15 protein-coding genes are annotated in these 19,431 nt (G+C 62.1%); 8 read left to right on the forward strand and 7 right to left on the reverse strand.

Annotated elements, in window-relative coordinates; translation table 11 throughout:
• The first annotated feature begins 23 nt into the window (after positions 1 to 23).
• Entirely contained in the window at positions 24 to 1,067 is a 1,044-nt protein-coding gene (locus QNO00_RS13930; protein ID WP_284024938.1) for a DEAD/DEAH box helicase, read from the forward strand.
• An 87-nt stretch (positions 1,068 to 1,154) separates the two neighbouring features.
• On the opposite strand, the gene QNO00_RS13935 is transcribed toward QNO00_RS13930, so the two are convergent.
• From QNO00_RS13935 to QNO00_RS13950, 4 genes are all read right to left on the reverse strand, one after another.
• Complete coding sequence (locus tag QNO00_RS13935) at positions 1,155 to 1,772, reverse strand: heavy metal-binding domain-containing protein (RefSeq protein ID WP_229964435.1); 618 nt, start codon at positions 1,770 to 1,772, stop codon at positions 1,155 to 1,157.
• Positions 1,773 to 2,070: 298 nt separating this feature from the next.
• Positions 2,071 to 3,330 carry an SPFH domain-containing protein gene (locus QNO00_RS13940; RefSeq protein WP_331461748.1) on the reverse strand — a complete coding sequence of 420 codons (1,260 nt, stop codon included), beginning with the start codon at positions 3,328 to 3,330 and terminating at the stop codon, positions 2,071 to 2,073.
• Between the two features lie 487 nt (positions 3,331 to 3,817).
• Entirely contained in the window at positions 3,818 to 6,934 is a 3,117-nt protein-coding gene (locus tag QNO00_RS13945; RefSeq protein WP_284024939.1) for a DEAD/DEAH box helicase, read from the reverse strand.
• Between the two features lie 222 nt (positions 6,935 to 7,156).
• Entirely contained in the window at positions 7,157 to 9,037 is a 1,881-nt protein-coding gene (locus QNO00_RS13950; RefSeq protein WP_229964434.1) for a DUF262 domain-containing protein, read from the reverse strand.
• 414 nt (positions 9,038 to 9,451) lie between these two features.
• Between QNO00_RS13950 and QNO00_RS13955 the strand changes: the two genes are divergently transcribed.
• The gene (locus QNO00_RS13955; RefSeq protein ID WP_229964433.1) at positions 9,452 to 10,603 is read left to right on the forward strand and encodes a TRAFAC clade GTPase domain-containing protein; all 1,152 of its coding nucleotides are present in this window, start codon (positions 9,452 to 9,454) and stop codon (positions 10,601 to 10,603) included.
• A 74-nt stretch (positions 10,604 to 10,677) separates the two neighbouring features.
• Positions 10,678 to 10,941 carry a hypothetical protein gene (locus QNO00_RS13960; protein ID WP_229964432.1) on the forward strand — a complete coding sequence of 88 codons (264 nt, stop codon included), beginning with the start codon at positions 10,678 to 10,680 and terminating at the stop codon, positions 10,939 to 10,941.
• Positions 10,942 to 11,079: 138 nt separating this feature from the next.
• Here QNO00_RS13960 and QNO00_RS13965 read toward each other — a convergent pair whose 3' ends face one another.
• The gene (locus tag QNO00_RS13965) at positions 11,080 to 12,249 is read right to left on the reverse strand and encodes a GDSL-type esterase/lipase family protein (protein WP_284024940.1); all 1,170 of its coding nucleotides are present in this window, start codon (positions 12,247 to 12,249) and stop codon (positions 11,080 to 11,082) included.
• A gap of 192 nt (positions 12,250 to 12,441) precedes the next feature.
• On the opposite strand from QNO00_RS13965, the gene QNO00_RS13970 reads away from it, so the two are divergent.
• The gene (locus QNO00_RS13970) at positions 12,442 to 13,143 is read left to right on the forward strand and encodes a hypothetical protein (protein WP_284024941.1); all 702 of its coding nucleotides are present in this window, start codon (positions 12,442 to 12,444) and stop codon (positions 13,141 to 13,143) included.
• 80 nt (positions 13,144 to 13,223) lie between these two features.
• Here the strand turns inward: QNO00_RS13970 and QNO00_RS13975 are convergent, their stop codons facing one another.
• Both QNO00_RS13975 and QNO00_RS13980 read right to left on the reverse strand, forming a co-directional pair.
• Positions 13,224 to 13,646, reverse strand: coding sequence for a VOC family protein (locus QNO00_RS13975; RefSeq protein WP_229964429.1), 423 nt, complete (start codon positions 13,644 to 13,646; stop codon positions 13,224 to 13,226).
• A 117-nt stretch (positions 13,647 to 13,763) separates the two neighbouring features.
• The gene (locus QNO00_RS13980; protein WP_502863380.1) at positions 13,764 to 14,372 is read right to left on the reverse strand and encodes a TetR/AcrR family transcriptional regulator; all 609 of its coding nucleotides are present in this window, start codon (positions 14,370 to 14,372) and stop codon (positions 13,764 to 13,766) included.
• Between the two features lie 233 nt (positions 14,373 to 14,605).
• Here QNO00_RS13980 and QNO00_RS13985 point away from each other — a divergent pair, with 233 nt between their 5' ends.
• The 4 genes from QNO00_RS13985 to QNO00_RS14000 are packed head-to-tail and all read left to right on the forward strand — an operon-like array spanning position 14,606 to position 19,368.
• Positions 14,606 to 16,246, forward strand: a complete 1,641-nt coding sequence (locus tag QNO00_RS13985; RefSeq protein ID WP_284024943.1) for a class I adenylate-forming enzyme family protein — start codon at positions 14,606 to 14,608, stop codon at positions 16,244 to 16,246.
• Positions 16,243 to 17,010 carry an SDR family oxidoreductase gene (locus QNO00_RS13990; protein ID WP_284024944.1) on the forward strand — a complete coding sequence of 256 codons (768 nt, stop codon included), beginning with the start codon at positions 16,243 to 16,245 and terminating at the stop codon, positions 17,008 to 17,010. The genes QNO00_RS13985 and QNO00_RS13990 overlap by 4 nt, the downstream gene beginning before the upstream one ends.
• 22 nt (positions 17,011 to 17,032) lie before the next feature.
• Positions 17,033 to 18,292, forward strand: a complete 1,260-nt coding sequence (locus QNO00_RS13995; protein WP_284024945.1) for an acyl-CoA dehydrogenase family protein — start codon at positions 17,033 to 17,035, stop codon at positions 18,290 to 18,292.
• A complete protein-coding gene (locus QNO00_RS14000; RefSeq protein ID WP_284024946.1) occupies positions 18,277 to 19,368 on the forward strand; it encodes a phosphotransferase family protein in 1,092 nt (363 codons plus the stop codon). Before QNO00_RS13995 ends, QNO00_RS14000 begins: the two co-directional genes overlap by 16 nt.
• Positions 19,369 to 19,431: the final 63 nt, after the last annotated feature.

The raw sequence follows: 19,431 nt of genomic DNA on the forward strand, positions 1-19,431 counted from the left end.
AGACAATGCATTTGATTTCTTAGATGTGCCGTGCAGACCGGCGCGCCATACCCCGGGCCCGGTTCGTCGGCGGCGCCGGCAGCGGCCAGACCTGGCTGGCCGTCGAGAAGGCCCGGCGCCTGGCCAAGGACGGCCAGCAGGTCGGCCTGTTCTGCTACAACAAGGGACTGGCCGAGCACCTGCGCCGCGAGGTCTCCACGTGCCGGCAGGCCAAGCCGGTCTTCGCCGGCGAGTTCCACGAGTACGTGCGGTCCCTTGGCGTGCCGGACGGGACCGGGCAGGAGTATTTCGATCAGGAGATGCCGCGGCTGCTGAGGGAACTCGCGGCACACCTGCCCGTGGAGATTAAGCTGGATGCCGTCGTCGTCGACGAGGCCCAGGACTTTGCCCCCTTGTGGTGGGAGGGGCTGCTGGCCTGCCTGAAGAAGCCCGACGACGGCGGGGTGTTCGCCTTCATGGACGAGCGGCAGAACGTCTACGGCCGGTGGGACGCCGGGACTGCCGGAACCAGCATGGACCCGACGGCGAACCTGGTGACGCTGCATATTGACGAGAACCTGCGGAACACCAAGCGCATCGCCCACACCTTCCGGGGGTTCTCTGGCGAGCACTTTCTGCCCCGCGGCGGCGACGGGCTGCCCGTGCGGGTGATCGACTGCGCCACCGAGGACGCCCTGGACGTCGCCAGTGACTGCGTGGATGTACTGATTGAGGAAGGCTGGGCTCGGAACCAGATCGCGCTGCTCACCACCAAGGAACGGCACCCTGTGCATCAGGTAGCTTTTGAGTCCAAACTCATTCCCGAGTACTGGCAGGCCTTTCACGACGACGACGAGGAGTTCTACGGGCACGTCCTCGGCTTCAAGGGGTTGGAACGGTCAGTGGTGATCCTGTGCGTGAACCGGTTCAAGGACCTCGCCCGGGCTCCCGAGCAGCTCTACGTTGGCTTGTCGCGGGCGCGTTGTCTGCTGATGGTGGTCGGCGACCAGGAACTGATTGCACGAGCCGGAGGTCGGGATTTGGAACTGGCGTTAGGGCGGGCTGGGATGTGGGTTCCTAGCCTTTAAGTTAGCCGAGGGTTGCGCGGGTCCTCACGCGCAACCCCCTCAACTTATTTCGCTAATTAAGGATCCAGTATTAGCAGCCCAAACTTATTAGTTTTTCTCGATCATTACGGCGTTACCATTCGCTGTAACCGCGAACAAAAATGGAAGATAAAGCGTACCACCGGAACTAGAAGCAGTCTCGGGATCCATCGTCAGGTAGTCGAAATCGACACCAATTACAGCGTTGCACCCAAGCGCGTACGCGGCTTCCTTTAGTTCAGCAAGGGCGTTGCGCCGAATGTGCGCCAGCCCTGCCAACAAGTCCGCCCCGACTTCTCCATTGACCCCGCCGAGCCAGCCATGGGTAGGGCGATTCATCGATACTGCATCGTCACCGGAGATGTAACCCGAATACTTCGTAATGGAATAGCCATCGAAGTTAAATCCGGAAGTAATAAGCATGCTGGCCAGCGCCCGCTGCTTCTCCTGTGCAGCTCGAGCTGCATTCTCGTTATCCTTAGCTAGTTGTTCATGCTCCCGACTAAGGCGCGCCTGTTCCTGGGATAGGTACTCGCGGTAATAACCCACCAGCTCGTCCACGTTCACATCGTCAGCAACAGCAATACCTGTCAACCCCGACTTGTAAGGGTATCCGGACTGTTTGACCCAAGCGTCGAAAGTGCCCAACTCCAACCCGAGATTTTTCGCGATGTCTTTCGTTTTCATTGCATCCTCTATCTTAGGTACTTTGCTGCTTCTGTATTTGTCGGGTCAATGTCAAGAATCAAGCTCGCGTATCGGAACCGATTCACCGGATCGCGTTCGCATTTCTGAAGCAGCACTTGAATGTCTGACAATATATCAACCACAGCCCCCTTTTGCGGATGCTCCGGAGTGTTTGGCATAAATCGGGAGCGACAAAAGGCGCATATGACTTGTCCATCTTCTTCGAAAAGTTCTTTGCTGCCGCATCGGGAGCATTCAACGAGATTCATCAAACCTTCTTAGTTGAAATTCCTTGAGTCTATGAAAGTCCAAGTGCCTTTGCTTTCGCCGCATCAAATTCGGCCTGATTAATTAACCCCGCCTCGAAAGCTCGCTTCAGACCCCCCAGGACTGTAATTAAATCTGAATCACTCTCGGCAGTGGACGTTGAAGTTACGGGTGCTGGTGTTTGATGCATCAGCGCGGGAAGGTTCACGGATCCAGCCGCAACACCCAGTCCCAGTAGCCCCTCAGCCCCGCGGGCTTCTCCAGCAGACTGCATACCAGCTGCGACGGAAGCCTGCAGGTTTGCGTTGCCTCGCGTGCCCGCCAATGCATCGGCCCGTTGAACAGATCGAAGCAGTTCCTTCGTATTCTCATCATATTTGACTCCGACGAGGTTTACCTTGGAAATTCCAATCCCACGAGTTGATGTCCACTTATAGGCTTCCTCGACCACGCTGGACAAGGACTCGGCAAATCCTATCGAATCCTGCTGAATTCGTGACATGCGGTTAGCTCGGTCAGGATGGTTTGCATACCTGCTGAAAGCTGCGGCCAGTGAGCTAATTACTTCTGAGAACAACTGGCTCGCAGCCGAGTTGCCCCTGTCGGTGAAATCGAAAATATCCTGGCCCTGCAAGTAACGAGCAGGGACAAAACGTTTCGCGAAGAGGATGGGATCAGTAATGCTGATGCTGTAGGTGCCGTGAGTGAGGGCGCCGACCTGGGCGTTGAAGTAGGCGTCGTCCCAATAAATTTCCGATTGAGTGCCGAATTTATTGTTAGGAAGCTCCTTCAGGTTTACAAAAAGCGCCAGCTGCTGTGAACCGGGCTGCCCCCCAAACTTAAAGCGCTCCCACGACTGCTGAATGAGTGACTCAGACGGGTCATCGTCAGCGAAGATTGAAAGTGAGTTCATATCTGAGGACGCCCAGATGTAGGCGCCGGGGTCGCCTGCGAACGCCGTCAGCTCTCCGTCCTGAAACAAGAGCAATCCGTAGCCCTCGGGAACAACAATCTTGGAGCCGTTACTTAAAATGGCGTTCGACCCTCTGGTACCCGAACCGCGGTTTGCATTTGCACCTGCCCGAACAGCAGGGAACAATGCGGCCGTTGGGGAAAGTTCCGCGGGAACCGTAAGAAAATCTTTCCATTGGCCTGCAAATGCTCCGCCAACTGAGTCAATAGCGGCCTTAACGAGCCCCATCCCGTTCTTCCTATCAATAGATAAAGCATCTACAGATCCAAGAAACCAATCTGCTCTCAAAAATGTATCAGGCCAAGCATAGCGGCTCACCGTTGGCGTTCATGTTCACCACTCGCAGGTCTGCGGTCGACGGGTGCGGCTGAAGCCTTGCGACAGCAGGATAGCTCCAGAAACCCTAATGTAGCCGGCCAAAGGCGGGCTTCCACTGGCAGGACTAGGAGTTCAGGTCTGGACGATGTACCCGGGCTCCTACTCCCTCCTATCCCAGCCCCCAGTGTTGAATAATGTTGACTGCGGACATGTGGGAGTACGCCTTCAGAAAGAGCCACCTGCCGCTGAACGCCTCACGGGGTGTGTTCCCACGCTGGACCGGCGGCCATCCTGTTAGTGAATGAGTTCAAGGAACTTACCCGGCGCCCGCGCGTCATTATGTCGGCCTCTTCAGGCAGGTTCCTGTTGACGATTATCGGCGACGAGAAGCGGATCGCCGACGCGGTTTAGCATCGGTGGGGGCATCCTCCTTGCGCAGCATGTCACTGTGCTCTGATAGTCCCTCCCTAGATCACGTTAAGCGGGATTACTGCGCCACGGCACTGGCCTCCGTGTAAACATCGGCCGGCATCGGCCGCTGCAGCTTCCAGGTGATCGCGATCGGCTTCGACCCGGTGTGCTGCATGTAATCCAGCTGGCCAAGGCAGACGTACGGCATCGTCAAGCCTGACTCGTCGTTTTCACGGGCCCGGGTGAACAGCAGGATCTGCGTGCCGGCAGCCTTGTGGTCCAGATAGCGCTGGCCCACCGGACTGGTCGGAGACGTGCTGTTCTGCGACTCCCAGTGGAACACGTCCGGGCTCAGCGCGTAGTCCTTGTACATGATGCTGGCAGCCCGGTCCTTGGCATCCTTTTCCACCGTCACGAAGAACGCATCAGTTTGCGTGTCTTCGCACCAGGCCACGCCTTCCCGGTGCCGGGCCTTCCGCCCGTCCACGGCCAGGTAGCCAAGCGCCGCAAGGACCTCCTCTCGCCGGTAGGTCGCGTGCGAGTACAAGGGCACATGCGCCAGTCCGCGGCCCAGCCCCTTGGGCGCATAACGAGTCCGGTCGACGCCGAGGGCAGCCAGTTGGCGAATCTCGTCGCACACGGTGGGATAGCTGTGCAGGAAGTCGAGGCCGGCGTCGTACGAGGTGAACTTCCCAGCCTCGGGCCACAGCGCAAAGAACAGCATGCGGGCGAACGTCTGCTCCCGCGGGCCCAGCTCCTCATACCGCGGAGCGTTCCGGGACACTAGCATGGTGTAGGCCTCAGCCCGTTCGGGATCGTCAACGCAGAGCAGTGTGGTCATGCGCCGGAGCAGCAGCGTCTCCTCCGCAATCGACCTCTGTTCATCCCCTCTCAGCAGCTGTGCTGGTCCGGCGGCAGCTTCGGCCAATCCCGCAGAACGGATTAATGAAGTCCAGGATTCCCCGGTTTTCCGGTACACATCTTCCAACCCGCGCCCGGACTTTTGCAGGAAGTCTGCCAACCCGGTTTCCCCGTGGAAGCGGATGTCAGCGACCAACTGCGGCCGGGTGCTCCGCAGTTGATCGCGGAGGCTGTCGATGATGATCTCCTGCGAAACACGGTCCAGCACGATCTGGGAACCGGATGGGAGGAATGGGAACCCTTCTTCGATGGCGCTCTTGAGCCCTTTTCGCCGCAGTCCGGTGATGGCGTGCAGCTTGTTGTCGAAGCGGAACTCTCGCCGCTGCTGGCCGATAAAGTCCAGAACTGTCAGGACTGCTTTGTCCTTGGACCGGCGGAGTCCGCGGCCCAGCTGTTGCAGGAAAATGGTGGAGCTCTGGGTGGGCCGGAGCATCAGGATGGTGTCGACCTCGGGCAGGTCGAGGCCCTCGTTGAAGACGTCCACCGCGAAGATGCAGTTCAGCTCCCCGTCCCGCAGCAGGCGCAGCGCCGCTTCCCGGTCCGGTTCGGGTGTTTCACCGGAAACGGTCGCCGAGGGGATTCCCGCGTTATTGAAGACCTCGGCCATGTACTTTGCGTGCTGGACGGACACGCAGAAGCCCAGTGCTCTCATGTCCTCAACGCTGGTGACCGTGCGTCGGGTTTCCGCGATGACCTTGGCGGCCCGCGCGTCGTTGCCGGTGTAGACGTTGCTCAGTTGCGCGGCGTCGTAGTTGCCGCGTTTCCATTCCAGCTGGCTGAGGTCGACGTCGTCGGCCACCCCGAAGTAGTGGAACGGCACCAGCAGGTTGGCTTCCAACGCATCCCAGAGCCGGAGCTCACTGGCGACACGGCCGTCGAAGAACGCGTCGGCCACGTTGACGCCGTCGCCGCGTTCCGGAGTTGCTGTCAGCCCGAGCAGCTCGGCCGGTTCCAAACGTTCCATGATGCGGCGGTAGGTGGGCGCCTCGGCATGGTGGAACTCGTCGATGACGACGACGTCGAACTCCTCGGGGCTGAGAGTCTCCACTCCCCGCGCTGCGAGGGACTGCACGCTGGCGAACAGATGCTTTCCTTCAGAGGGTTTGTGTGTGCCGACGAAGAGCTCGCCAAAGCTGCCGTCCTGCATCACGTTCCGGTAGGTGCGCAGGGACTGGGCCAGGATTTCCTGCCGGTGCGCGACGAACAGCAGTGTCAACCTCCGGCCGGCAGCATCGCACAGCCGCTTGTAGTCCAGGGCCGCGATGACTGTCTTTCCGGTCCCGGTGGCGGCGACCAACAAATTGCGATGGTGGCCATGGACGTCCCTGGCAGCCTCCAGGTCTTCCAGCATGCCCTGTTGGTACGGGTGCGGCTGCACTTCCAGTCCGGTGGAACCCTGCGGAAGGGACGTTTTCTTCCCGCCGTTGCTGGCAAGGGCCGCGTCCAGTTTGTCGCCGTCGCGGTCTGGGTCGTAAGGCTGAAACTCCGGCTGCTCCCAGTAACTGTCAAACGTCACTTCGAACTTCTGCAGCAGTTCCGGGGTTCCCACGGCGGAGAGTTTGACGTTCCATTCCAATCCCTCAAGCATCGCCGCGCGGCTGAGGTTTGAGCTCCCGACATATGCGGTGTCGAAACCGGAATTCCGGCGGAACAACCAGGCCTTGGCATGCAACCGGGTCGCCTGGGTTTCATAGTTAATGCGCACCTCCGCACCGTAGATGCGGACCAGTTCATCGATGGCCCGCCGTTCGGTGGCACCCATATAGGTGGTGGTGAGGACCCGAAGGGGAACCCCGCGCTCTTTGAGCTCGGTCAGCGACTTGCCCAACAACCGCAGCCCTGTCCAGCGAATGAACGCGCACAGCATGTCGACCCGGTCAGCAGACGCCAGTTCAGCGTTGAGCTCCGAGGACAAGCTGGGATCATCTTTACCGTTGGTGAGCAGGGCGGCTCTGCTGAAGGAGCTTGCGGGCCGACGGAGCTGGCGACGCTTCAGCCCCTCGGGCGGAAACAGCGATGTCAGCTGCTGCGGTCCAGCCTGAATCAGTGCCGCACCGTGCAGGTCGCTCAGGATGCTGTTGGCCAGCGCCACCCGATCGGCCGGGGCCGCCGCGGCCAGAGCCTGCCTCGCCTGGTTGGCTATGTGACTCGCCAGGACATCGGGAGAGAGATCATCCGAGACCGTCTCGAACGCAGCCTGCAGTTCCGGCTGCGTCTCAATCCGCTCGGCAAGTTCCTTCGTGTGCAGTAGCTCGTAGAGACCTTCCGCCAAAGATTCTGGCTCTCCCCGATAGATGTTCAGCAATGCCCAGCCTTCTTGGTTTCTTGCGCAGCCATTTTAGGGTGCCTTGTCTGATGAGAGTAGCTGCAACTCTGAATACATTTGAAACGCGTGGAGTCAGCGAGCGTGGATAGTCGTATTCAACCAACAGGCCTGACCTGGATTGTGCATTCCTCGTTGTAGCCACATTCACACTCCAGGAACCAGCTGGGGCTACGCATCAGTCGATGCTCCTCCGGATGTCGTTCCGCTGCCGGAACTCGCTCCCAGACCCAGTAGGTCGTCGGGATTCCAGATTCGCTTCGCGAGGTCTCTGTACAGCTCTCCGCGTTCAAGATTGGCTGTTTTCGTGAAACTGTCATAGGGCTTGAACGGCAGGTTTCCTTTCTTGATGAACTGCACGAAGCCGGGGTTCTTCTCATAGCACTGAGAATGAAGAGACCTAGCGAGAAGATTCTGCGTCAGGTAGTGCTGCAACTTGCTCTCGTAGGCATCATCGTTATAGCTGGCGTTGAATGACTTGGGCAGAAGGAGGAGCCCACCAATGAGGTTGCGGTGTTCTGAAAAGTCGTGGGTCTGAGGGAACTCATCGAGATACTGCTCAGGATGGTCCGCCCAGATATGCTCCACTTCGTAGCGAACATTCGCAGCGTTTGTCAGTTCCCTGTACCGGCTTGCTCCTCCGGACTGCACAGCCACGTAGTCGGTAAGGCGTGCGAGAAACCGGTGTACTTGAAAACGGTTCTGCTGATGCATTCGGAACCTATTGTTACTGTCAAACGTTTCAGTTTCACTCAGCAGCAAGGAGTGGAGTCTGACTGCTAGATCTTCGGCGCTGAGTCCTCGAATATCCTTCATCACTACGAACATGGCATACGACATTGTGGAGTAGGCAATGCTGCGCCAATTCCAGATCCTCCAAGCCAGGAGAATGTCGACGTAGCGTGCAACCAGCGCCAATTTTTGATCCACTGTCTCCTGCGAGTCTTCGGGCTGTAAGGGCGCAAGGAGTAGTTGATGCTGCAAGGTGAAGCCTCGATCGGCATTGTAACCGATGTGTTCCAACCCGGACGGGGTCGATTCACCGGTCGAGGCTTTGGCTACGCGGAGATATTGGCGACTGTAGAAATCCATGTCCTTCATTACGAAGTCATAGAAGGTTCCTTGGCTACTCAGGCCCAAGCGAACGGCGTCATTCCGGACCCATCGATGAAATTCTGTGCCGATTCGGTCCCAGTCCTCAGGTCTGGCCGCCTTCTTGCGCTCACGGATCTTCTCGGCGTACTGGCTCCTGAACCAGGTCTTGATGAAGTCGGAATCCCCGTCCTTGTGGAGACTGCCCAGCTCCAGCATGCGCTTGCGCCACGAGTCATTTGCCGTCGCCCGCGCAGTCCCTTCGGTGATGTTGGAGAGCAGGTACCCCTTGAGCATGTCGGCTGGAGTCAGTTTGAGCCCCCGGTCATTCATGGTCTCGAAGATCGTGTAGGCATCGTCGTCGGTGTACGCGGTGATTTGGACGATTTGGACCCTATAGATAAGCCAATCGATGAAGAAGGGCAGCGCGTCGCCTCTTAGCTCTTCCGGGAAGGTGTCATCCAGTTCGTCATAGCGAGCTACCAGGGTTTGTACTGATTCCGAGGCCTCCGGCGGCGGGCTGAATCGCCCCGTTTCAAAGAGGGAAGTCATGCATTCAGTCCTGTCAGCAACGTCGAGGTTGAAGGACTTTTTACCGTACTTCTCCACCATCAGCAGGTCATCGATGGGTACTTGAACCGCGCGCTGATCTTGAAGCCGCCGCAGGTAGGTCAGAAGGAGAGTCAGGCTTGTGAGGCGTTGTTGTCCGTCGACTATGAAGGAGGCAGAGTCTTTTTCAGAAACGATGATTGAGCCGAGAAAGTAGTATGGATACTTTTCAACTTCGCTACGTTCATGAGCCGAATCCCAGGCATCAGAGAACCTACCGGTAAGGTCGTTAACTAGTTCTTGAAGCTGCTTGAACTCCCAGCGATATTCCCGCTGGTAGTAATCGATTGAATAGCGGTTTCCTTTGAGAATGTCATTTACGGACTTCGCGATCCCGTCAATCTTCTTCAAGCTTGCTCCCCTGTTTCTCTAGCCTTCTCTGAGTCTAGCCGGAGGGGGAATGCTAGGAGAACAACCGGTGCTGAAGTCACGAACACAGACCCCAAGATCTCAAAGTATTGCAGTCCCTCCCGGGAGCTACCTCGCCCTGTGCCACGGGGGCATCTACGCGAGGACTCAGGACCTACCCTGGGCAGCGTGAGCGCAGCTCTTTTCCTGGGACATCTATCTCGTCCCTCGTGGAAACAAGATCCATAAATATCTCGCCACTGACCTTCTGATGCGATCCATCCTCCCTTAATAGGATGACAATGCCGGCTGCCAAGCGAAGAATTCACTGACAGCAAGTAATTCCAGCCATACCCACAGAGCGCTAACAGACGTTTTCCACCCGAACCAACTCTAGAAGTTGTGTAAGCTCCTCAAATGCAACTAAGTAGAGCGCTAGAGCAGCACATCGCGGTCTTCGGCGAGAGCGGTAGCGGCAAAACCGTCATGATCTCTTCCTTTTACGGAGCCGCACAGGAGCCACAGTATCTGAAGAAGAGTCTGTTCAACGTCGTGGCGAACGAGACTGGCCAAGGCAATCGACTGCATCAAAACTACCTCGGCATGAGAGATTCAGCGCGCCTGCCCGCACCCACCCGATTCTCAGCCACTTCCTACTCTTTCTCAGTGAAGCCAAAGGAAGCGTTCGATGCTAAGGCGGTGAAGGCGAGACCCTCTGATGCCCTCCGCCTCGTTTGGCACGACTACCCGGGCGAGTGGTTCGAGGAGGATGTGAGCGGGGAAGAAGAAGCCAAGCGCAAGGTTGATACATTCAAGGCGTTGCTGGGTTCTGATGTAGCTCTACTGCTGGTGGACAGTCAGCGGTTGCTTGACCACTCAGGCGAGGAGGAACGGTACCTGAAATCGTTGCTGAGCAATTTCCGCAACGGATTGCTGTCGCTCAAAGACGATCTCTTGGACGATGGCAAGCCTCTTGTCGAGTTTCCACGTATCTGGGTCATGGCTCTCTCAAAGTCCGATCTGCTTCCCGAAATGGACGTGTTCAAGTTCAGGGATCTCCTCATAGAAAAGGCCGGTGATGACCTGGCCCAGCTACGGGAAGTGCTCGCCGGGCTGGTGGAAGCCAGTGACGCGTTGTCAGTCGGCGAGGACTTCGTACTGCTGTCGTCAGCCAAGTTCGGCTCAGACAAGATTGAGGTCACTGAGCGCGTTGGGCTGAAGCTAATCTTGCCCCTCGCGGCAATGCTCCCAATCGAGCGTCATGTCAGGTGGGCCGAGGCAAAGCAGATCCCAAGAAAAGTGGCCCAGAATCTGTTGGCTGGCGTTGGCCCTTTGGCCGCCGCGCTGATCGGGCGGAAAGGCCAGGCGCCCGGCCCAATAGGAAATCTGCTGCAGCATATTGGACCAAATCTTGTGAACGAAGCAGTCAAGTTGGCAGCGGATAAACTAAGGGGGATCAACTCCGAGGCTTTGGCAAGACAGGATTATTTGTCAGCAACGCTAACCGGGTTCCGGGCGGACTTGGACAAAGCAGAAGAAGATCAGGTCCTCCTCCGGAGCCGTAGGTGAGCCTGATCTGGGCCACTCGTGGGCGGAGTTGGGGTTTCCGATTTCTCCGCGATGGCGGAAACAAGGATCCTCTCGTGGTCTATGAAGAGGCCTTTGCGGGTGCAGGGGCTGAACCGGAGGTCTTTCACCGCGTCGCCGACATGGTGGCACTGCGTTTCCCAGATCCTTTGCAGCGCAAAGACAGGGCAGGCAGGATCATTCCCCATGATTTTGTCCTCTTCGGGGCCGAGGCCAACGACATCGGCTCAGTTGCGGATGGTCGTCGACTGGTCTGGCAACAAGTTGCCGACGAGTTTTCCCGGGTCTGGGAGTTATCCAAACCGCCCTCCGCCGGCTGATAGCTTGTGCGGGCGCGAGTCCTCACACCCTTGACCGCCAAAGGGGATACAGAGTCTGTCGACCGTCGTCGTCGGGCAGGTAATCTCAAGCAGCAGCGCGCATCAGTCGGCGGCCAAGGCGTCCGTGCCTGGCTCCACTCAGGAGACAGTCTCAGCCGCGTTTACCTGCCCAAACGGACCCTCGCCTGCGAACGCGTACTCGGCAAACCGCTCCCCGATCAACCGGTGAGTGGCAGTGTCCGGGTGCAGCGCGTCGGGCAGCGGGTGCACCTCAGCGTCCACGGCACCGTAGAGACTCAGGCCGTCCAGGAAGTACAGATTCGGATCGTCCGCCCGGCGCTCCGCCAGCGACGCTAGCGCCTCGCGGATCACCCGAAGTGTCAGCTGGCCCGCAGCCACCCCGGCAGGATTGCCGGACGCGGTGAAGCGGATCTGGTCCGTGCCGAAGGACGCCGGGTCGATGGCGCCGGGGCCGGGAGTGTCTTCATGGATACCGCAGAAAATGGGCGAGATGAGCACCAGCGGTGTCTCCGGGTGTCCCTCGCGGATGGTGTCGAGGAACCCGTGCACGGCAGGCGCAAACGCACGCAGGCGCATGGAATCAAGGTTCACCACGTTGATGCCGAGCTTCACGCTGATGAAATCGGCCGGGGTATCGCGCATCACCTGCGCGGTGAACGGGTCAACCAGCGCACTCCCGCCCAGGCCGAGGTTGTGTAGCTCCACCCCGCCGAGTCGGGCAGCAACCGCAGGCCAAATCTGCGAGGGGGTGGCCGCATTTGAACCGTGGCTGATGGAGCTGCCGTGGTGCAGCCAGACGGGCTTGCCCGAGGAATACGGCGCCACCGGGGCGTCCGCGCGCAGTTCCAGCAGCTCGACGGACTCGTTGTGCGGCAGCCAGATCTCCACGACCTTCCCGCCCGGAGGCAGACGGAAGTCACTGGTATGGGACGGACCCTGGAAAGGAGTGCTCTCGCCGGTCGACATATCAACCTCGACGTAATCACCGCCCGTGAGTTCCTCGCTCTGGAGGAATTCGGCGTCGACCATTAGGTCCAGGCTGCCCCGGGGACGGTCAGCGCCGCGGTACACCACCCGGGTGGAATGCGTGACGACCTCGAGGGTCTGCGCCGTCGTGGACAGGACCAGCCGAACGCCGGAGGGCTGGCCTTCGGCCATCAGCAGCTGCGGATCGGGAAAGCGGGTGCGGACCCAGGCCGGCAGCCGATGGGGTCGAAGTCCCCGGGCCGTTGTTTCAAAGTCCGCCGCTCCGGCTACGAAGGAGGGCGTGATGGCGGTGGTGATCATGAAGGGTGCATCTCTCAAAGTCCGGCGATGGGCACTCACATTTTATGCCTGCGGATCCGGTGAGCCCGCCGGACACGTCTTCTCGGGGCCGAGAATCGGGCCGCCTGCTGCGCTAGGCTGGCGCTAGATTTCGGCTGCCGCAGGCGCCGAACCGCATCGCCGTCAGGGCGAATTCACCACAGGGGGAACAAGATGAGTGAACCGACGCAGCCCAACCAGCCCGGGCCCAATCCCGGGCCGTGGAATCAGGGCCAGCCGGGACAGGGCGGCCAGCCGGGACAGCAGGGCACCGGCGGCTATCCCGCTCCGGGCGCCCCCAGCGGCTACAGCTATCCGGCGCCGGCCGGCCAGCCGCAGGGCGGCTACGGATATCCGCAAAACCCCGCCGGCCAGATGCCTCCCGCTGAGGAGCCGGCCCGCCCCCAGCAGGTGAACCTGGCGTTCTGGCTGCTGATCGGCAGCGCCGTCCTCGGGCTGATTGCACTGCCCTTCGCCATTGCCTACGTGAATTCGCCCGAATACCTCGAGACCATGGAGGAAACCTTCCGCAACGCAGGACTGCAGGTTGATTCCACGACCCTGGCCGCCAGCGTAGCGTCCGGCACGGCCTCCGCCGCGGTCTCCGGCATCATCGGCCTGGGCGTCAGGGTGGCTTTGGCCTTCCTCGTGCGGGCCGGTTTCAACTGGGCTCGCATCACCATCACGGTCTTTGCGGCCCTTTCCCTAATTGGACTGTTCGGGCTGTTCACTGCCGGGACCATGTCCGGCGTCCTCACGCTGGCAGCGATGCTGGCCACCTTCGCGGCCGTGGTGCTGTTGTTCATGAAGCCGTCAAGCGAGTACTTCGCCCGGAAGAAGGCGTACCGGCAGGCGCAGAAGTTCGGCGGCTACTAGTCCACCGATCAAATAGCCTGGACGGTGGAACGGACAGCTGCCACCGTCCAGGTCCTGCCCGGGTTTGTGCCCGGCTCAGCTCAGCTCTCCGAGCCCGGCCCGTCGATGCTGATCATCCAGCTGGTGCCGAACTTGTCGGTCAGCATGCCGAACACATCGCCCCAGGGCGCGCGCTCCAGCGGCACGGTCATCTGTCCGCCGTCGAGCAGCTTGTCCCAGTAGCCGCGCAGCCGGTCGCCGTCGTCGCCGCTCAGCGCGATGGAGTAACTGCTGCCCTCATCCAGCTCCATGCTGTTGGGCGTGTCCGAGGCCATCAGGACCAGGCCGCTGTCCGTGGTCAGCGAGGAGTGCATGATCTTGCTGCCCTCGGAAGGGTCATCGGCCATGTTCATCTCTGCGAATGTGCTGCTTTCCAAGGTTCCGCCGAAGACGCTCTGGTAGAACGCCATGGCCTCCTTGGCGTTGTCCCGGAAGCTGAGGTAGGGATTCAGGGTGGTGGACATAGCGATCTCCTAAGAACTCCGTGGGATGGGTCTTTCCGTACGCCGCCAGATTAAGCGCTGGCAGGGGCGCGGAGGAAGAGATCGCCGCCGTCTCCGGAGAGGCACGGCCCGATCGGTTTATCTGCCCACAGCCATGCTGCTGATTTCCCGGTACCGCTCGACCAGCTGCTCAGGCGTCAGCGCCCCGTCAGGCCGGAACCACTGGGCAACACCGGTGCACATGGTAATGACCGCCATGCTGGCCTCCCGCGGAAAACGGGTGGTGAACACCCCGGTTTTGGCCCCCTCTTCAACAACGGCATTCATCAGCCCCTGCTGGCGGTCACGGGCCGCAATGTGCTCCGAGCGGGCGGAGCCGTCCAGGCTCCGGATCTCGCTGAACGCGATGAAGGCCAGCTCCGTCCGCCGGGCATGAAAGAGCACCAGGCATTCGACCAGGGAATCGAACTGGTCCGAGACGGATTCTCCGGCTTCGGCCAGCGCCTGTTCGCTGCGCAGCCACAGGTCGGACATCGCATGCGAGGTAATGGCCACCAGCAGCGCGTGCTTGGACGGATAGTGGTGATACAGCCCGGGGACGGACAGTCCGCACCGGGCCGCAACCTGGCGGATGGTTGTGCCGTGATAGCCGTGCTCCATGAAGCACTCCAGAGCGCTGGCCAAGATCGGCGACAGGTCATCCGGTGCGTAGGTTCGCCAATCCGACCCTCCGTTTCGAGCCGGCAAAGCAGCGCCCGGGGACGGAACCGGTTCCCCTTTTCGCTCTGTGCGTGACATTTCTTCCCTTCGAACTACCTGTTTTTGGGCCTTGACAGCCGATGTGTCCTAGCTCACACTAATCCTACCGAGCGATCGCTCGGTAAGCGATCCCCTTCCGGGTCCCCCCAGATCGACATGGAAGCGAGCACGCAGTGGATGCCAGTGTGACTCCCAGATCAACCAGCCTTCATCCTTCCGGTTTGTCCTCCCCCTTTGAAATCCGCGCCCAGTCAGTGGTGGAGGCCTGGCGGCGACGGGTTCAAGGGAATCCCCAAGGAACCGCCATTGCCTACTTCGACCAGACCCTGACCGCTGCGCAGCTGGACGAATTGTCCGATGCGTTCGCCGCAGCCCTGCAAAACCGCGGCGTGGGCCACGGTGACCGCATCGGGATCCAGCTGCAGAACATCCCCCAATATGCCATCTCCTTCCTTGCCCTGTGGAAGCTGGGAGCAGCGGCAGTGCTGCTGAACCCCATGTACAAGGGCCGGGAGCTGCGCCATCTCATCGATGACTCCCGCGCCACGGGGATCATCGCCGAAGACACGCTCTACCCAGCCACTGCCGACACCGTCGCCGGCAGCTCCGTGCAATGGATCGTGACGACGTCGGGACTGGAGTACCAGAGCCGCAACGATCCGCGGGTCTTCCCCAAAGCAGAGCCACTGGAACCCTCGCCGGACGGCGACATGGCGGAGCTGATCAGTGCCTTTGCAGGCCGCTCCCCCGGCGGCACGGCACCGGGGCCCGCCGGGACGACGCCGGGGCCCGACGACGTGGCGCTGCTGAGTTACACCTCCGGAACCACCGGGCCGCCCAAGGGTGCCATGAACACGCACCGGAACGTCCTCAACGTGGCGGCCACCTCGGCCGCCTGGATGGGGCTGCAGCCCGGCGACCGGGTGCTGGCCGTTGCTCCGCTGTTCCACATCACCGGTGCCGTGCTCGGCGCCGCCGCTCCCCTGCTCCAGGACACGACGCTGGTCTTCATCAACCGCACCCATCCCGCCGTCGTCGTCGATGCCATAGCCGAGCACAAGGTCACCTGCACCACGGGCTCCATCACCGTCTTCAACGCCATCTATCAGATCCCCGGCGCAACCGCCGAGCACTTTGCCTCGATCCGGACGCTGTATTCCGGCGGTGCCCCCATTCCGCCGGCTACGGTCGAGGGCTTCCGGGCGCGGTTCGGAAAGTACATCCACAACATTTACGGCATGACCGAGACGACGTCCGGCGTCATCGCCGTGCCGCCCGGCGTCGACGCCCCGGTGGATCCGGCCAGCGGCAGCCTGTCCATCGGCCTTCCGCTGCCCAACGTCACCGTTCGGATCATCGACGCGGACGGGAATCCGCTGCCCGCCGGCGAACAGGGCGAACTGGAACTGGCCGGGCCGCAGATTGTTCCGGGCTACTGGAACAATCCCGAGGCCTCCGCCCGGACCATGCCCGGCGGGCGGCTCCGGACCGGGGACGTGGCCGTGGTGGATGCGGACGGCTGGGTCTACATCGTGGACCGGCTCAAGGACCAGATCAACGTGTCCGGCTTCAAGGTGTGGCCCCGGGAGGTCGAGGACGTGCTCTACGAGCACCCCGCGGTCTTTGAGGCCGCCGTCGTCGGACAGCCCGACCCGTACCGCGGCGAGACGGTGGTCGCCTACGTCTCGCTGAAGCCCGGACACACTCTCACCGAGGAGGAAGTCATCGAGTTCACCAAGCAGCGCCTCGCCGCCTACAAATACCCCCGGATCGTCCACGTCATCGAGGACCTGCCCAAGACGCAGACCGGCAAGATCCGCCGCAAAGTGCTCCGCGACTCTCCCGTGGAGGGGCAGGCATGAGCGGCGGCGAACTCGACGGAAAAACCGCGCTGGTCACCGGTGCCAGCCGGGGCATCGGGCTGGCCATCGCCCGCGACCTCGTGGCCCACGGTGCCCGGGTCTGCATCACCGCCCGGAGCGCCGGACCGCTGGAAGAGGCGGCGGCCGGCTTCCCGGCCGGCTCCGTCATCGCCGTCGCGGGCAAGTCCGACGACGCCGTCCACCGGGCGGCAGCGCTGGACACGGTGGCGCAAGCCTTCGGCGGGCTGGACATCCTGGTGAACAACGCCGGCATCAACCCGGTCTTCGGGCCGCTCGTCGACCTGGACCTGGCGGCAGCCCGCAAGGTCTTCGAGGTCAACGTCCTGGGAACCCTGGCCTGGGTGCAGGACACCGTTCACCATCCCGGCCTGAGCTTCCGCGAGCGCCGCGGAGTGGTGGTCAACCTGTCCTCCGTCACCGCCGACACCCCCTCCCCCGGAATCGGGCTTTACGGCATCAGCAAGGCCGCCGTGTCCCACCTCACCCGCTCCCTCGCCGTCGAACTCGGCCCGGAGATCCGCGTCAACGCCGTCTCCCCGGCAGTCGTCAAAACCCAGTTCTCCAAAGCCCTGTACGAGGGCCGGGAGGACGAAGTGGCCAGCGGCTACCCCCTCGGCCGCCTCGGCACCCCCGAGGACATCGCCTCGGCCGTCACCTACCTCGCCTCCGCAGAATCGGCATGGACCACCGGGCAGATCCTCACGCTGGACGGCGGCCTGATGGTTGCCGGCGGCACGGCCTGACCCGCCCCGAAAGGACACAGTTATGACCGCAGCAGCCCATACCCCGGACACGGTGGAAGCACTCCGCCGGCGAACCCGGGACTTCATCCGGCAAACCGTCCTTCCCGCCGAACCCGCACCGGGCGAGCGGATGGACCAGGCCACCCGCGACCGGCTGCAGCAGGCCGCCAAGGACGCCGGAGTGTTTGCACCCCACGTACCGCAGGAATACGGCGGCCAGGGCGTTCCCATCCAGTGGTGGTCGGTCATTTTCCAGGAGGCCGGCTATTCACCCATCGGGCCCGCCGCGCTCAACTGCATGGCGCCGGACGAGGGCAACATGCACCTGCTCGAGCTCATCGGCACCGCGGAGCAAAAGCGCCGCTTCCTGGCGCCGCTGGCCTCCGGAGAAATCCGCTCCTGTTTCGGCATGACCGAACCGCACCCCGGAGCCGGATCGGATCCGGCAGCCCTGCTGACATCCGCGGAGTTCGACGGCGAGCGGTGGGTGATCAACGGCCACAAGCGCTTCATCAGCGGAGCGGTTGGCGCCGGCTTCTGCATCGTCATGGCCCGCACCGAGGCAACCAACGACGCCGCTGCCGGGGCAACCATGTTCCTCGTGGACATGGACCATCCGGGGGTGCGGGTCGGAGAGCCCATCCACACCATTGACCGCACCATCGACGGCGGCCATCCGCACGTGCATTTCGAGGACTGCGCCGTGTCCCCGGATGCGGTGCTGGGCGGGGTGGGCCTCGGGTTCAAGTACGCCCAGGTGCGGCTGGGACCCGCCCGGCTCACGCACTGCATGCGCTGGCTCGGCCTGGCCCGGCGCTCCCTGGACATCGCACTGGACCGGGCGGAGCGGCGCGAACTCTTCGGCTCTCCCCTGAAGAACCTCGGCCTGGCCCAGGAGCTCATCGCCCAGTGCGAGATCGACATCGAAACCTCCGACGCGATCATCACCCGGACCGCCCAGCTGCTGGCAACGGATCCGAAGGCCGGCTCCGCCCTGTCCTCCATCGCCAAGGTGCATTGCTCCGAAGCGGTGTTCCGGGTGGTCGACCGCTGCATCCAGATCTGCGGCGGCGACGGCGTTTCCGACGGCCTGCCGCTCGCCCAGTACCTCAGCGAGGTACGGCCCTTCCGGATTTACGACGGCGCCAACGAGACCCACAAGTGGGCCATCGCCCGCCGTGCCTCCTCCCGCAGGCGCAAGGCCGTGGAAGCGGGCGAGCCCTATTTGGGCGATGCCGCGGTTCGGGCCGGGGCGGAGGCCCGAGCATGCAGACCGGCATGAAGCCCGACGGCGTGGAGGTGGTAACGACGACGGCGGAGGCCCGTGCCCTTCCCAGTCCTCCGCTGCTCATCCTGGATGCGGTGACCGCGTTCTTCGACGAACAGGGCCTGGGCGCCGGACCGCTGGCCTGGGAACGGATCGGTGACGGCCAATCGAACATCACCTACCGGATCCAACGCGGAGACCAGACGTATGTGCTCCGCCGCGGCCCCCGGCCGCCGCTGCCGCCCTCCACCCACGACATGGTGCGGGAAGCGCGGATCCAGCAGCTCCTGCACGCCGAGGGTGTGCTCGTTCCCCGGATCCTGGCCGTCTGCTCGGACGAGTCGGTGCTGGGGGTGCCCTTCTACGTCATGTCTTTTGTGGAGGGGGTGGTGATCACCGATGCGGCCCCGCCGGCCCTGACCCCGGTGGTGCAGCGGGAGGCAACCAGCCGCGCCGTCGTCGACACCCTGGCCCAGCTGCACCGGGTGGACGTGAGCCGGCCGGGACTGGCCGAACTGGGCCGGCCGGAGGGTTATCTGGAGCGGCAGGTTCGGCGTTTCTCCGGCCTGTGGGACACCAACACCACCCGGCAGCTGCCGCAGGTACAGGATCTGGCCCGGTGGCTGGAGACCAACCGGCCGGATTCCCAGGGCGTGTCAGTGGTCCACGGCGACTACCGCATGGGAAACCTCCTGTTCCGCGGTTCCGCGCCCGCCGCCGTGCTGGGGATCCTGGACTGGGAGATGGCCACTCTGGGTGATCCGCTGGCGGACCTGGGCTATCTGACCGCCACCTACTCGGATGCGGCGAGCGCCCCCACGGTCATGGAGCTGACGCCGGTCACCCGTGAGCCCGGCTACTGGAGCAGGGCCCAGCTGGTGGACCGGTACGCGGAACAGACCGGACTCGATATGGCCGCGCTGCCCTGGTACCAGGTGCTGGCCCTGTGGAAGTCGGCAATTTTCTGCGAAGCAATCTACACCCGCTGGCTCCAGGGCGAGCGGCCGGGCGACGAGGTCTTCGGCCCGTCGCTGGAAACCGGAGTCCCCCACCTGCTGCAGCAGGCGGCCCGGCACATGCACGACCTGTAGCCCCACCACGCCATCCCATCGATAGAGCCCGTCCCGTCTGAAGACCCCATCCGATCCGCAGAA

Source organism: Arthrobacter sp. zg-Y1219 (genome assembly GCF_030125545.1).
Classification (GTDB): domain Bacteria; phylum Actinomycetota; class Actinomycetes; order Actinomycetales; family Micrococcaceae; genus Arthrobacter_B.

What these genes read in the sequence shown, in the direction of transcription:
- QNO00_RS13930 (WP_284024938.1), top strand. Translation starts at nt 24, where the DNA reads ATGTGCCGTGCAGACCGGCGCGCCATACCCCGGGCCCGGTTCGTCGGC.
- QNO00_RS13995 (WP_284024945.1), top strand. Translation starts at nt 17,033, where the DNA reads ATGACCGCAGCAGCCCATACCCCGGACACGGTGGAAGCACTCCGCCGG.
- QNO00_RS13935 (WP_229964435.1), bottom strand. Translation starts at nt 1,772, where the DNA reads ATGAAAACGAAAGACATCGCGAAAAATCTCGGGTTGGAGTTGGGCACT.
- QNO00_RS13965 (WP_284024940.1), bottom strand. Translation starts at nt 12,249, where the DNA reads ATGATCACCACCGCCATCACGCCCTCCTTCGTAGCCGGAGCGGCGGAC.
- QNO00_RS13955 (WP_229964433.1), top strand. Translation starts at nt 9,452, where the DNA reads ATGCAACTAAGTAGAGCGCTAGAGCAGCACATCGCGGTCTTCGGCGAG.
- QNO00_RS13990 (WP_284024944.1), top strand. Translation starts at nt 16,243, where the DNA reads ATGAGCGGCGGCGAACTCGACGGAAAAACCGCGCTGGTCACCGGTGCC.
- QNO00_RS13975 (WP_229964429.1), bottom strand. Translation starts at nt 13,646, where the DNA reads ATGTCCACCACCCTGAATCCCTACCTCAGCTTCCGGGACAACGCCAAG.
- QNO00_RS13970 (WP_284024941.1), top strand. Translation starts at nt 12,442, where the DNA reads ATGAGTGAACCGACGCAGCCCAACCAGCCCGGGCCCAATCCCGGGCCG.
- QNO00_RS14000 (WP_284024946.1), top strand. Translation starts at nt 18,277, where the DNA reads ATGCAGACCGGCATGAAGCCCGACGGCGTGGAGGTGGTAACGACGACG.